Annotated in this window: 11 protein-coding genes; 7 read left to right on the plus strand and 4 right to left on the minus strand. The window is 56.4% G+C overall.

Annotation, left to right across the window (positions count from 1 at the left end; genetic code table 11):
* Positions 1–76: 76 nt before the first annotated feature.
* Complete coding sequence (gene rny / locus B2R17_RS17775) at positions 77–1,645, minus strand: ribonuclease Y (RefSeq protein ID WP_007331426.1); 1,569 nt, start codon at positions 1,643–1,645, stop codon at positions 77–79.
* Between the two features lie 294 nt (positions 1,646–1,939).
* Here rny and tilS point away from each other — a divergent pair, with 294 nt between their 5' ends.
* From tilS to B2R17_RS17790, 3 genes are all read left to right on the plus strand, one after another.
* On the plus strand, positions 1,940–3,121 hold the full coding sequence (tilS, locus tag B2R17_RS17780; protein WP_286765036.1) for a tRNA lysidine(34) synthetase TilS: 1,182 nt from the start codon (positions 1,940–1,942) through the stop codon (positions 3,119–3,121).
* Between the two features lie 310 nt (positions 3,122–3,431).
* Entirely contained in the window at positions 3,432–4,253 is an 822-nt protein-coding gene (locus B2R17_RS17785) for an ATP-binding cassette domain-containing protein (protein WP_008661967.1), read from the plus strand.
* Positions 4,250–6,571 carry an ABC transporter permease subunit/CPBP intramembrane protease gene (locus tag B2R17_RS17790; RefSeq protein ID WP_286765037.1) on the plus strand — a complete coding sequence of 774 codons (2,322 nt, stop codon included), beginning with the start codon at positions 4,250–4,252 and terminating at the stop codon, positions 6,569–6,571. Before B2R17_RS17785 ends, B2R17_RS17790 begins: the two co-directional genes overlap by 4 nt.
* 13 nt (positions 6,572–6,584) lie before the next feature.
* Here B2R17_RS17790 and B2R17_RS17795 read toward each other — a convergent pair whose 3' ends face one another.
* Both B2R17_RS17795 and B2R17_RS17800 read right to left on the minus strand, forming a co-directional pair.
* On the minus strand, positions 6,585–8,021 hold the full coding sequence (locus B2R17_RS17795; RefSeq protein WP_286765039.1) for a hypothetical protein: 1,437 nt from the start codon (positions 8,019–8,021) through the stop codon (positions 6,585–6,587).
* Positions 8,022–8,499: 478 nt separating this feature from the next.
* The gene (locus B2R17_RS17800; RefSeq protein ID WP_286765040.1) at positions 8,500–9,384 is read right to left on the minus strand and encodes a glycosyltransferase family 2 protein; all 885 of its coding nucleotides are present in this window, start codon (positions 9,382–9,384) and stop codon (positions 8,500–8,502) included.
* A 1,119-nt stretch (positions 9,385–10,503) separates the two neighbouring features.
* Between B2R17_RS17800 and mdh the strand changes: the two genes are divergently transcribed.
* From mdh to hisB, 4 genes are all read left to right on the plus strand, one after another.
* Positions 10,504–11,451, plus strand: coding sequence for a malate dehydrogenase (mdh, locus tag B2R17_RS17805; RefSeq protein ID WP_286765042.1), 948 nt, complete (start codon positions 10,504–10,506; stop codon positions 11,449–11,451).
* Between the two features lie 200 nt (positions 11,452–11,651).
* The gene (locus tag B2R17_RS17810; protein ID WP_286765043.1) at positions 11,652–12,290 is read left to right on the plus strand and encodes a hypothetical protein; all 639 of its coding nucleotides are present in this window, start codon (positions 11,652–11,654) and stop codon (positions 12,288–12,290) included.
* A 150-nt stretch (positions 12,291–12,440) separates the two neighbouring features.
* A complete protein-coding gene (gene hisC / locus B2R17_RS17815; RefSeq protein ID WP_008661951.1) occupies positions 12,441–13,529 on the plus strand; it encodes a histidinol-phosphate transaminase in 1,089 nt (362 codons plus the stop codon).
* A complete protein-coding gene (gene hisB, locus B2R17_RS17820; RefSeq protein WP_286765044.1) occupies positions 13,526–14,134 on the plus strand; it encodes an imidazoleglycerol-phosphate dehydratase HisB in 609 nt (202 codons plus the stop codon). The genes hisC and hisB overlap by 4 nt, the downstream gene beginning before the upstream one ends.
* Before the next feature lie 45 nt (positions 14,135–14,179).
* Here the strand turns inward: hisB and tsaE are convergent.
* Positions 14,180–14,617, minus strand: a 438-nt coding sequence (gene tsaE, locus B2R17_RS17825; RefSeq protein WP_286765046.1) for a tRNA (adenosine(37)-N6)-threonylcarbamoyltransferase complex ATPase subunit type 1 TsaE, incomplete at its 5' end; no start/stop codon positions are given.

The following is a 14,617-nucleotide window of genomic DNA, read 5'->3' on the forward strand; positions in this document are numbered from 1 at the left end:
AGGCCGAGCAGAAAAGGAGTGAGGAATCACTTCGACGGACTTGGAAGTCCGTCGTACGGGCCGGCAACACGAGGGCTTACTTGGCCGTGTTGGTGAAACGAGCCTCGCGGACCACGGTGACTTTGATCTCACCGGGGTAGGTCAGTTCCTTTTCGAAGGTCGATGCGATGTCGCGACAGATCGCGGCGGCTCGTTCGTCGCTGACTTGTTGGCTGCCGACCATCACTCGCAATTCACGCCCGGCCGAGATCGCGTAGGCCTGTTGCACACCATCGAATCGCTGAGCGATCGATTCCAATTCTTCCATTCGCTTGACGTAGCGTTCCAGCGATTCGCGACGGGCCCCCGGCCGGGACGCACTGCAAGCATCCGCGGTTGCGACCAACATCGTGTAGGGAAACTCCGTCACGATTTCATCGTGATGGCCCTTGGCCGCGTGCACCACTTCATCGTTCTCTTTGCTGCGACGAAGCAAGTCGGCACCAATCTTCGGGTGCCCACCTTCGAGCTCGTGGTCCGCCGCCTTTCCGATGTCGTGAAGCAATCCACAACGACGTGCCAGATCGCCATCCAGTCCAATCATTTCGGCCATCATGCCGGCCAAGAACGCGACTTCGACACTGTGTCGCAAAACGTTTTGGCTGTACGAGGTTCGGAAATGCAATCGTCCGAGCATCTCGATCACACGATCGTGAAGCCCTGACACATTCACTTCGCCAGCCGCCTCTTGCCCCTTTTGCAAGATAAACGCTTGGATCTCTTTGCCGGCTTGTTCCACCGTCTCTTCAATTTTGGAAGGATGGATCCGACCGTCCGCGATCAGCTTCTCAAGCGACATGCGAGCGACCTCACGTCGGACCGGATCAAAGCCGCTGACCACGACCACACCGGGAGTGTCGTCAATGATTAGGTCCACACCGGTGGCTTTTTCAAAAGCGCGAATGTTTCGGCCTTCGCGACCGATGATGCGGCCTTTCATGTCATCCGTTGGCACCCCAACCGTGCTGGTCGTGGTGTCCGCCGTGTGCACCGACGCGTATCGCTGCATCGCGGTCAGCAACATTTCGCGAGCTTGAGCGTCGACACGGCGGCCCAACTCTCGTTGGTGCTTGAGCACCGTCGAACCGATCTCGTGCTCCAGATCTTGACGCAATGATTGCATCAACTTCTCGGCGGCTTCCTCCTGAGTCATTCCGCTGACCTTCTCGAGTGACCGCTGACTTTCCTGGACCAATCGATCCAGCTCGGCACGTTGCTCGGTCAGGTTCCGCATTTGCGCGGCCAGTCGCGTTTGGCTGCTTTCTAAACCGCGTTGAGCTTTGCGCAGCGACTCTTGTCCCGACGCGAGTTGGTCTTCACGAGCGTCGAGTTTGCGATCACGGATTTGTTCTGTTTCACGCATGGCCGCCACTTCACGATCCGCTTCGGCCTTGATAGCCAATGCTTTTTCGCGAGCGTCGACGATGATTTGATTGCCTCTTGTTTCAGCTTCGCGCCGAGCGGATTCGAGAACCGCTTCGGCTTCGGCATCAAGCCGTTCTCGGCGTTTGACAGCCTGACGCTGGATGAAGGCCAGAACAGCGGCAATACCGAGGAAAAAGAAGAATAGGCAATAGAGGATTGTGGAGGCGAGTTGCGGATTCATTAGATTCTCGAAGCCGCTTGTTCATCCCAGGCGTGCACCAGTGGTCGAGCGGGTGCAGGACGCCTTGCATCACACATAATCGCAGCGAAACTGGGTTGGCAAAAGGGACGCCAACCGTCGCTAAGCGAGTGAACAGCAGATAAATTATCAGCCACATGAGCAAAACGTCCAATGCGAAGCACGGGATTGAAAGCGGTGGTGTTAAGACGGAATCGCGAGTGTAACCGACCCAACTGACGCAGGAAACGGACACGAGCCCCCTTCGACGCTTCCAACCACCAAATGATCGGCGACGTGCTTCCAACCACCCCCAACGAATCGCCCAACTGGCACCGCCTGCGTCATGCGATTCGGTCGACGTGGCCAAACCGTCACGGCCGATCGTCGGACGTCGCGACGCTAGTCGGATGCAGCGGCGGTGCCGATAGCGTCGCATTGATTCGCCTGCTGGCGGAACTCTGGGCGGAGGAGTCCAACGCATTGGCCCCGGCAAACGAAGCCGCGGCAAAACCCGTCGCGCCGCTCGTCGTGGCACACTGCAATCACGGGCTCCGTGGTGAAGAATCAAATGCCGACGAAGCTTTTGTTCGTCAGCTCTGCGAACAATTGCAACTGCCTCTCGTCGTTCATCACGTTGCTCAGCCGAGCGAGTCTGCCACAACCGGTCCGCCGAGCGATGAACGAACGCTTCGGGGGATCCGCCGAGATTTCTTCGAACGAACCGCCAAGCAACACGGGTGCCGATACGTGGCCGTGGCTCATTCGGCCGACGATCAAACCGAGACGATGCTGCACCATTTCATTCGCGGAACCGGCCCGCTCGGATTGGCGGGAATCGCGGAAGTTTCAGAACTGGATACCGACATCGTTCTTCGCAGGCCTCTCCTGCAAGTTCGCCGCGGCACCCTGCGAGCCGGCCTTCGCGAAATTGGTCAAACGTGGCGGGAGGACGCCAGCAACCAGCACACCGTCTACACCCGCAACTGGATCCGCCACGACGTTCTGCCGTTGATCGAAAGCCGATACCCAAACGCGGTCGAGGCCATTCATCGTGCCGGGACGCTGCAACACGAGATGAACGAAATGGTTCGGCGACTGGCCGAGCGGTGGTTGGAAGCGTTCACAGATTTCAGTGACGACCGCTGGATCATCCATACTCAGCGACTGTCGCAATCAACCAATCCTGAAAAAGGAACGGCTGATACAGACACCACTTGCGACTGGATGTTCGAACGACCAGTCATCGTCGCGGCCAGCCAACTGGCCTGGGACCGCCTCGGTTGGTCTCGCGGTTCCATGACGATGCAGCACTGGCAACGTCTCTCCGGTTTGATCAACGATCGATCGAGTTGGCACACTTCGAGCGGAGCCACCCCGGCCGACAAAGCTGACGACGGGATCGACCATGGCGGCCACTTCCCCGGAGGCATCTGTGTCTCCATCGAGCCCGAGCAACTGGTACTGCGAAGCGAATAAAGCACGATTGAAATTCGGGCCAGATACTTTTTGCCGAAGCGGCCACGCGGTGTTCTGCACCAGAGGCAACTGCGAGTCGCTCCGCATTCTTTGCCAAATCGCCAGCCAACGGTCCATCGACACAACCGGATTGACCGGACCAGTCCCAACAAACCGCTCATCGCGTCATCGGTTTGACTTCTGCAGCACGCATTCGCACCCTGGAACGTCGCCTCGCGCCAAGCTGAGAGTTACGGTTCCCAAAGGAACCCGCATGAACCGTGCGCGGACCTCCGATTGATCGTTTGCAACCGCGACTGGCTGATACCTCATGATTCATGTCCAACACCTGACGAAGGCCTACGAAGATCTTCGCCGGGGACGTTTCTTGGCCGTTGACCACATTTCGTTTTGTGTCCAACCCGGAGAAATCTTTGGACTGCTTGGCCCAAACGGTGCTGGCAAGACAACCGTGTTGAGAATTTTGTCGACCGTGCTGCGTCCCAGTTCGGGCATCGCAACGATCGATGGCTACGACGTCTCGCACGAACCAGCCGAAGTTCGCCGCCGCATTGGATTCGTCAGCAACAACACGGCGATCTACGACCGAATGACCGCATGGGAAATGGTGGGTTACTTCGGTCGTCTTCATGGCATGCAACGAGACGAACTGAATGATCGCCTTGAAAAGCTATTCAGCCAGCTTCGCATGAATGAATTTCGCGACGTGCCGGGCAGCAAAATGTCCACTGGCATGCAGCAAAAAGTATCCATCGCGAGAGCCTTGGTGCATGACCCACCGGTGTTGATCTTTGACGAAGCAACTCTTGGTCTGGACGTGCTGGTCGCCCGCAACTTGCTCGAAGTGATTCGCGAATTGCGAGAAGCTGGAAAGTGCTTGATCTTCTCCACTCACATCATGAGCGAAGTTGAAAGGTTGTGCGATCGAATCGCGATCATGCACCGCGGCCGGATCTTGGACTCGGGCACCCTGGACGAACTGGTGGACCGCCACGAAGAACAAAACTTCGAAGAGCTGTTCTTCTCACTGCTCAGCGAACATGAAACCGCAGAATCCAACGAACAAAATTTAATGTCGGGCAACTACCAAACCACCACTGAAACGCTCGCCACCACGGAGGTTGTTCGATGAGCGAATCATCCAAACAAAAACGAGAACGAGCCGCACGCGTCAACCGACCACGACTCGAAACCATCGGACTGATCTACGCGCGTGAGATGCGAGATCAACTGCGGGACCGTCGAACACTGTTCACGATCATCGTCCTTCCAATCTTGCTGTATCCCATCGTTGGGATGCTGCTTCTTCAGATCGCTCAGTTCACTCAACAACATCCGATCTCGGTATGTGTGATCGGGATGGAACATGTTCAGTCGGCGGCGACTGGAGACATCCCTCCGCTGCTCGTTGAGAAGGAGGCTGAAGAGGAATCAGATGCACCAGTAAAGGCATTGCCGCAGTATCGATTCGCCGATGCGGTTTCCGAGGATGTTCGCAATGTAAACGTAACGACCTATCGCACCAGCGAACTCGAACGCACCGGCGACCTCAGCAAACGAAGTGAAACCTGGGTTCGCGACGGCATCTATGACTGTGTGATCTGCTTTGAGACGCCACTGTCGGGCGCCAATCCAGTGCATCCAAATGAACAAGGCACGATCGGACTTTTCTATAACGTTGCGTCCGATCAATCCTTGGTTGCCCGAGAACGCATGGCATCGATTTTGAATCGCTGGCGAGGAACCTGGGTTCGCAATCGATTGTCATCCGCTGGGATGGAGCTTTCGGTATTGGACCCATTTCAAGTGCGTGACGTCGACATCGCACCGGAACGAACTCGCGAAGCCGCTTTCTGGAGCAAACTGCTTCCGTTCATCATGCTGATTTGGGCGATGACCGGCGCGTTTTATCCGGCGATCGACTTGGTCGCGGGCGAAAAAGAACGCGGCACTTTGGAAACACTGCTCTGCAGTCCCACCCTGCGAAGCGAAATCGTTTGGGGAAAGCTGGGCGCTGTCATGTCGTTCAGCATGATGACCGCAATCTTGAATGCTTGCTCGATGCTGGTCACCAGCACGTTCGTCTTCAATCAAATCGCGATCGGCCCCGCCGGTGGATCGATGGGAACACCGCCGTTGATTCCGATGCTGTGGCTCTTCGTCGCTCTCATTCCTTTGTCGGCATTGTTCAGTGCGTTGGCTCTCGCGGTTGCCGCGATGGCTCGCAGCAGCAAAGAAGGGCAGTACTATCTGATGCCTTTGATGATGCTCACCCTGCCGCTCGTGCTGCTACCCATGCTGCCGGGAACCACGCTGAGTCTTGGCACCAGCTTGATCCCAGTCACCGGCATGTTCTTGTTGGTTCGAACATTGGTCGAAGGACACATGTTCGAAGCGTTGACCTACGTTCCAACAGTCGCGTTGGTCACCGGCATCTGTTTGTGGATGGCGGTCCAATGGGCTCGACGTCAATTCGAATCCGAGTCGGTTTTGTTCGGCGATGGCGACCAATGGGAACTCGGTGCGTGGTTCCGACACCTTTGGCGTGACCGTCAACTGGCGGCCACACCCACCGTCGCTTTTGGATGTGGTGCCGTCGTCCTGGTTGGTTTGTTCTTTGGCAAACTGGCCGTGACCGAGATGCCTACCACGCTGGCCGGAATCGCAACGTTGGTCTTGATCCCACAACTTGGATTGATCTTGGCTCCGACCTTGCTGATGTCGATCATGCTGACCACGTCACTTCGCACCAGCTTACGGCTCAGCCTACCTAGTTGGCGAACTTGGCCCGTCATCGGCGTGCTTTGCGTCATGCTGCACCCGCTTTACATCCAGCTGGCCGGATGGATCAGCACGATGTATCCGCTCAGCGATCAAGCCGCCGAAGCAATGCTGCCGTTCACGCAACAAATTGCGTCGGCCCCTTGGACGTCGGTGATTCTGCTGATGGCGTTCGTCCCGGCGATTTGCGAAGAGATCACTTTCCGCGGATTCATCTTTGGCGGACTCGTTCGTGGCGGGCATCCATTGCGTGCGGTGCTGGTCACCGCGCTCATGTTTGGAATCTCGCACGGTGTGCTTCAACAATCGATCTCGGCCACCTTCATGGGTTTGCTTCTCGGTTGGATTGCTCTTCGAACCGGAAGCGTCTTGCCAGGCATTGCGATTCACTTTTGCAACAACGCACTGTCGGTGTCATTGCAACGCGTCGCGGAATTGGACCTACCGATTCTGAACGAACTGATTCTGAACACCGCCAACGGACCGGCCTACCATCCTTACTGGACCGCATGTTGCTTCATCGTGTCTGCGGCTTGCCTGGGTGGAATCTACCGGATCACGCAAAACGTGGACTCGATCAACAGCAACGATGCATTGGCTGACCGAGTGATCCTCGGCGGCAATGCAACGGACCCATCGTTGAAGCGATTGTCACCGGCAACACAATGACCGGCGTCATTGCTCACCAATACGCACGCTGTGGTGGCGTGCCGTTTGGTGCGGGAGCGGATTGAAAACCGCTGATACGACCTGAGATCCGAGGCGGATCCTCATTCACCGGATGTCCCGACTCGCCGAAACGAGGCACACCCGGGATGCCGCCAACGGTATCGTTCAACGTCAGCGGACCGCGAGGCGGCTGTAACAACCAAAGCATCTCCAGCGTTTGCCCGGACACCGGAACCGACACGCTGTGAGGAGCCGCGAAGAGACGCATCAACTGCGTCGCCGCGATCTGCTGTGGGCCGGTCACCACAATCGGCTGGCCGCCGGCGCACAACATGGTTCCCGGCGGCATCTTTTCGAACCCGCGTTGCCCGTTGCACAATCCTTCCATCGCGAGCTTGCCGTCGTACAAATCAAAGTCGATGGCAATCAAGTCAAACTGAAAATCTTCCGGAACCGCGGTGGTCAATTGGCATCCCAAATCCTCTGCCAATCGCGGTAGCAACGAAGCGGAGATGTAACCGCCGGCAACTTGAATCACACCATCCACATCGACCATGCCACCGGGCACGATTTGGCAACGATTCAATTGCAAGGATGCTTGGCCGGCCAAACGATGAGGCAAGAATTCCGTCATCCTCGCCAGGTCGATGTTTTCGATCCGGGCACTGCTGAGATCCAACATCCACTCCAAACCAGCATTCCCGCCACGATCTCGGCTTGGCACCTGAGTAAGCTTTGCGGCTCCGTGGAACGTCGCGTCACCGCCTAGTTTTTCAAACGCGGTGTGATAGCCGGCCAACCACGCGAGCGGAGCGTTGAGCTCGCCGGTTCGCAACGAAACCGTCGTTCGAGGCAAGCCTTCGTCGCGACGCCGCGTGATTTCAATTTCCATCGGTTCGATGTCGGGACGCTCGCCCGCCAACATGCAACTCAGCATTGCGGTGACTTGTTTCTCGTCCGGCAGAATCGTTCCATCCAAATCGCGAATGGTGATCTGCGAATGAGCCGATTGAATGGTCAGGTCGTCGGCCGCCAAACGGATCGGATTCAACGTGTGTTCCGGTCGGCACAAGAACCGGTCATGAACCAAATCCCAAACGTCGTTGAGAAACTCTGCACGAATCTCCGGCTGGCTCAATCGCACGACGGTTCGATTGTCTTCTTGAACCCATGAAACAATTCGCACCCGACCGATCGATTGCTTCGTCTCGTTGTCTCGCAGTTGGACATCGCCAAGCTGCCAAGTCGTCGGGCTGATGCGTTCCAACGAACCGATGCGAACATCCAATCCGGTCTGCAATGCCAGAGCCGCTTCGGTCGCGAGAACACAACGACGGTGATACCACGGCGACCACATCACCAGGATGATGAGCAACGTCACACATGTCGGACCCGCGCAGCAGGCAACGAACAAACCTCGAGCCACGGCTCGCATCGTCCGTTCGTGCATTCGGCGAATCCTTCGCACTGCATGTGTTGGGTCAACGAAAACGTTTACTCAACGAGGCATTGCGTACCTTGCCAACCGTGGTTGGTGTCCGCTGAAGACAATCTTGCGATTGGCTTTTGAGACCTCGTCGAGTCTCCGTTTCACGATTGCGACCATACTCAACTCATCCCGCAAAAGAACAGATCGAAACAGGCTTGAAATCATCAGCTCAATGAACGATTTCGGTGGGTTCAACCACCGTGAAACTCGTCATCGGCGGCTGAATCAACGTGAAACCAAACATCGTGAAACTTGATAGCTCATTCCGGCCCGCCCGTTCAGCCATCAAATATCAAACAAACTGCGGGAAACCCCTCGCCGTCCGGGTGACACAACCTCAGCAAAGTGACACCGACTCAGCATCCGCGTGCAAACGCACAACGATTCACAAACAGCCAGCGAGTTACGATCAGACATCGGGCTGCTTCAAAGATGAGCCTCAACGGCGAAGCAATCCGTAACGGAAGATGCACCCGAGGGCGGCGACACCATCACGCCACCCGATCTTCTTGCCTTCGTCGTACCAACGATGGTGGTAGCGAATCGGCCGTTCCGTGAAACGCATATTTTTGCGAGCCCAACGCGCAGTCAGTTCGATCTCGATTCCGAACCGGTTTTCTTTGAGCTTCGGCAAAATGTCCAAGAAATCTTCGCGGCGAGCCATCTTGTAACACGTCTCCACGTCACTCAGTCGTGGACCAATCGCAACGCTGGCCAACCAAGACAGAAAGCCGTTGACGGCTTGGTGCCACCACGGCGAAACCTGACGATCGCAATGGCCATATCGAGTACCGTAAACCACGTCGGCTTCACCCGCCAAAAGCGGTTGCAACATCACGCGAAAGTCACCTGGGTCGTACTCGCTATCGGCATCTTGAATGACAATAACGTCGCCCTGTGCGACTTCGATGGCGGTGCGTATCGCCGCACCCTTGCCGCGATTTTCGGGATGGCGAAGCAACGAGACCTGATGTTCATCCTGAAACTGTTTAAGGGCTTCCCCTGATCCATCGTTCGATCCGTCATCGACCACGATGATCTGCATCGGCAGACCGGTGTTGCGCAGCGAGTTGAGCACCGACTGGACGGTCGAACATTCATTGTAGACCGGCACGATCACCGACAAACAAAACGCTTCTGGCAGCGGATAGATCGACAGCGCACGACAAGCATCAGGACCAAGCGTCTGCCGCATTCGCGAAACGTACTCGTCGCTGAACCAGTAACCCGGATCAATGGCTGAATCGACACCCGATGATGCGGGATCCGAATGCGTTTGAGATTCGTCCGACACAACGTCGGAAGACGCGTTCAATTCGTTCACGTTGCGTACACCGGGTGTTGCGGCAATGACGAGACATCGTCGTGTTGATCCGTGGAACAACCTGTCCGCAACCAAGAAAAGGAAACCTGTTAACGCACATCATACGACACTTCGCATCGTCGATGTTGCGACGTCGCAATCACGAATGGCGTTGAATTGCTTTCGAAGTTGGTTGACAAAAAAAACTTCACTCGAACGAGTCGCAATTTCCAATGTCAAATCAATCGACCGGTCAACGCGAATGATTTTTTGATGACTTTGTTGTTGACATTGATGGTTCACCACGCCAAATTTTCGCTCGCTTGACCCACACATCTTCGATCCCCTCACCACGCTTGTGAGGCGGTTGCATTGGACGTTCTGTTCAACCGATTGTGGTCGATGATTTGTCTCTTCTTACGGAGTGTGTTCGATGCGGTTTGCCAGAGTTCCTCTACAGTCTGTCAAGCACCGATCGCCCCACACTTTCTTCGACGTTTCCCCTTGGCAAGCGGGGCCGCCGTCCGACGTCATTTGATTGACTCGGCTATTTTCCATTGACTGAATGATGGCGAAGGGCCTCGCCATTTTTTTGTTCGTCACAACGATTGTGAACGATTCATGGGAGACGGTTTGGACTCCACGTCTTAGCTTCATTGCTTTGATTGACACGGACGTCACTCCCTTCATTCATGTTGCCCAACGGTGCTTCTTGATTTCTCTCACGCAATCAAGGTGCATTGATGAACTTGAATTCCGGTCGCCGACAAGGACTGTTCGCGTCGGGTAACAATTTGAATTGGTAACAGAGCGAAGCCAGTCTTGCATGAAGCAATACTGGCTTCGTTTTTTTCTTCCCACAACTTTTCGCGGTCGCGACATTCTCTCCCGTCGCTCCTGGGCACAACCGTCCCTCTTTGGCATTCGAATCCTCGGGGACTCTACCGCCGGGACAAGCCACAACCGATCTCAGCCACCGACCGTTCGCGAACACTGCAACGTTTCCCGCGGTGCCAAATCACCCGCTTGAGTGGTCACAATCGTCGCACCCGCGCCCTCTTGACGCTCCGTCGATGGATGCCACCATAAGCGGACATTTCACCCGCCCGTCCCTGCTCTCCTTTACCCCCAAGAGTCCCCATGCGTCGCGCTAAAATCACCATTGTCGGAGCCGGAAATGTTGGTGCCACCTGTGCTCACTGGTGTGCGGCCGCAGAACTCGGCGATGTCGTCCTGCTGGACATTCCCCGAACGGAAGACATGCCTCGCGGCAAGGCTCTGGACCTGATGCAAGCCTCGCCGATCATGGGGTTTGATTCGAACATTGTCGGCACCACCGACTACGCCGACACAGCCGACAGCGACGTGATCGTCGTCACCGCTGGCTTGCCACGCAAACCTGGTATGAGCCGCGATGACTTGCTGGCCACCAACGCGAAAATCGTGACCAGCGTTGCCGAAGAAATCAAAGCCACCAGCCCTAACGCAGTGATCATCGTTGTCAGCAACCCGCTCGACGCGATGGTTCAGCAGATGTTCAAAGTCACCGGCTTCGAACCTGCCAAAGTCATCGGCCAAGCCGGCGTTTTGGACACCGCTCGCTACCGCACTTTCTTGGCAATGGAATTGGGCGTCAGCGTCGAAGACATCAGCGCTTTGCTGATGGGTGGCCACGGCGACACGATGGTGCCGATCCCAAGCTGCACCAGCGTCGGCGGCATCCCCGTCACACAACTGATCTCCAAAGAACGCTTGGACGAAATCGTTGACCGGACTCGCAAGGGCGGAGCCGAGATCGTTTCGTTGCTAAAGACCGGCAGCGCTTACTACGCTCCCGCCGCAGCCTGTGCCCAAATGGTCGAAGCGATCGTCAAAGACAAAAAGCGAGTCATTCCTGTTGCCGCATACTGCGAATCCGAATACGGCGTGGGCGGTTACTACGTCGGCGTCCCAGTTGTTTTGGGCAGCGGTGGTGTGGAACGCATCATCGAATTGTCGCTGACCGACGAAGAAACCAAGGCCTTCCAAAACAGTGTCGACGCGGTCAAATCGCTCGTTTCGACCATGGATGGGCTGCTCGCGGAGTGAATCCGCCAACCTGAATGCAACTGCAGCGTTCAGGCGGGTCGCACCAAATGGGCAGATTTGACGATCATCAACGGACCAATCCGCCAGTTTTGACTGGCGGACTGCCTTCTCTCCTTCCGCTGATCGGTTAACCTATGATTGGTCCGCACCCGTGGAGGGAGCGGGCTCCACTACGCTCAAATCTTCTCGGAGTTTTCCCGATGAAACGCAGTTGTTTCCACCTTTTGATGGCCGCCGCGTTGGCAGTGGTTTCCGTTTCGGCCCACGCCCAAGACGAGGAACCTCCCAAGGCATCTCCCGCCAAAGCCGAACCAACCAAAGCAGCTCCGGTAAAGGATGCTGCTTTGTCGTCCAAGGCACGGCCACTCAGCGTAACGGTTGGATTGGTCAACGATTCAAAAATCGAAGGCACGCTGACCGACACGACCCAGCTGCAAATGCAGACCTCGTTCGGCACCGCCAGCATTCCACTTTCCGAAGTTGCCGGCATCCGTTTTGCATCCGCCAACGATGCAACGACCACTGTCGTGATGCTCAATGGCGATTCGATCACCGGAGCAACGGACGTCAAACTCATCACGGTCGAAACCGAATGGGGCACCGCGTCGATCAATGGCCCCAGCATCGCGTCGCTGATGTTTGTTCCTGGTCTCAGCTGGAACCCCTCCGACGGTCTGAACGGAAAACGTTGGAACCTCAGCGACATCCAGAAGAAGGACGCTCTTCCGCCTCCATCAACGAATCCTCCAAACACCCCGAGCACTCGCCCATCTGGCACACAGCGTCCCGCTGCTGTCAGCTCACCATCGTTCAATCAACCGTTCTTTCCGAACCGGTGAACCTCGGTGACCCGTTCGCGGTCAATCAAACTCCACGACGTCCAACCCAACATCCCATTTCGGCTTCGCCCGGAATGGGATGTTGTCGTGAAATGACTACAATGTCCGCATATCGTCGGCCCTTCTGACATTCTCCTTCGAGTTGATTCGTTGCAATACCGTCCCGCGCTTTCCAAGATGAAACCGTACGTTCCGGGGGAACAACCTCCGCCGGGCAAATTCATCAAGCTCAACACGAACGAGAACCCCTATCCGCCTCCGGCCCCGGTCGTTTCTGCGATCCAATCCGCCGCGACCGGCCCCCTGAATCGCTACCCCGATCCGATGGCGACTTCCTTCCGAAGAGCCGCCGCCGACGCCCTGGGATTGCCCGGACCAGAATGGGTGCTGGCTGGAAACGGCAGCGACGAAATCCTGACGTTGCTCGTTCGCGGCTTTGTGGGCGAGGGCGAATCGCTGCGTCTGCCGTACCCCAGCTACATCCTGTACCGCACGCTCGCCGACATCCAAGGTGCCAACTGGGAACAAGTCCCGTTCAATGAACCCTGGGAACTTCCGCAATCGTTTGGTGAAAATCGCGACGACCTGAAACTGGTGCTGCTGCCCAACCCGAACAGCCCCAGCGGAACGATCGTTTCCAAAACTCAGATCGCTGAACTTTCCAATTCGCTCAACTGCCCGTTGGTCGTCGATGAAGCCTACGCGGACTTCGCCGAAGAAAACTGCCTCGATCTGGTTCAATCCGACGAAAACATCTTCGTCACCCGAACGCTCAGCAAGTCATACGGGTTGGCTGGCATTCGCTTTGGCTTCTTGGTCGCACAACCGCACGTGATCGCCGAACTGACGAAAATCAAAGACAGCTACAACTGCGACGCGATTTCGATCGCTGCCGCAACCGCCGCGATGGGCTGCCAGGATTGGCTGGCCGATGTCGTCGCCAAGATGAACGTCACCCGCGAACGAATGACCGATCGCTTGCGAGCACTTGGGTTCGACGTGACACCGTCGCACGCAAATTTCGTGTGGTGCCGTCACCCCGAAGGAAAACACGCGGAAATTCACCAGTACCTCAAACAAAGCCAGATTCTGATCCGATACATGGACTTCCCGGATTGGGGCGACGGATTGCGAATCAGTGTTGGCACGGACGACCAAATCGATGCGTGCCTGCTGATGATCGAACGCGCGATGCAGTCTCTCAACTTTTCCCTTCCCGCCCGAGCGGACTCAACATGACCTCTTCCAATTCCAACTCGTCGCGCGAAGTCAGCCTCGAACGCAAAACCGGCGAGACGGACATCAAGCTGTCGATCAACCTGGATGGCAGTGGCGCAGGGAAACGCAACTCGGGAATTGGATTCCTCGACCACATGCTGGACCTGCTGGCCAAGCACGCCTTGATTGACCTGACCGTGGAAGCCAAAGGCGACTTGCACGTCGACGACCACCACACCGCCGAAGACATCGGCATCGCTTTGGGCACCGCTGTCGATCAAGCTCTCGGTGATCGCGCAGGTGTTCGTCGTTACGGTCACTTCACGTTGCCAATGGATGAGTGCTTGGTCACGTCGGCCGTCGACATGGGCGGACGTTATGCGTTTGAATACAACGCTCCCATCGCGGCGTCCAAGATCGGAACGTTCGACAGCGAACTGGTCGAACACTTTTGGCAATCGTTCGCGGTCAATGCGAAGTGCAACCTGCACGTTCTATTGCATCACGGCAGCAACGCGCACCACATCAGCGAATGTGTTTTCAAAGCCACCGCGAGAGCGATCCGCATGGCCGTTGAAAGCGACCCTCGCAGCGATGCGATCCCAAGTACCAAAGGCGTGTTGTAGGTCATCGCGGTGAGTAGCACGACAACAACGTTCTCACTGCGTTGCCTACGAAGCTGCATGAAGACGTTTCAGAACACGCTCGACCCATTGCCAACGATCTGGGTCAGCGCAACGGAATTGAATTTCGCGAGTCCCGGACTCCGGTGAGTCAGCAACGATTTCGATTTGCATCCAAATTGCTTCGGGCGGCATCGCATCAGCAAACCGGTCCGCCCATTCGATGACCGTCCATGAACCGGGTTCTTGGTAACACTCTTCCAATCCCAGTTCCCACCATTCGTCTTCATCACCAACACGATACGCATCGACATGATGAAGCGTGTGCTGTTCCGCGTGATAGGTTCGCAGCAAGGTGAAGGTGGGACTGGTCACTTCTGACGAGTTCAGCCCCAAGGCTCTGGCAAGCTCTTGCGTCCATCGCGTCTTGCCCGCACCAAGCGTTCCGGTCACGGCAAAGCAGACCGGGAACGCAATCGGCTCCCC

The organism is Rhodopirellula sp. UBA1907, from assembly GCF_002337565.1.
GTDB classification, from domain to species: domain Bacteria; phylum Planctomycetota; class Planctomycetia; order Pirellulales; family Pirellulaceae; genus Rhodopirellula; species Rhodopirellula europaea.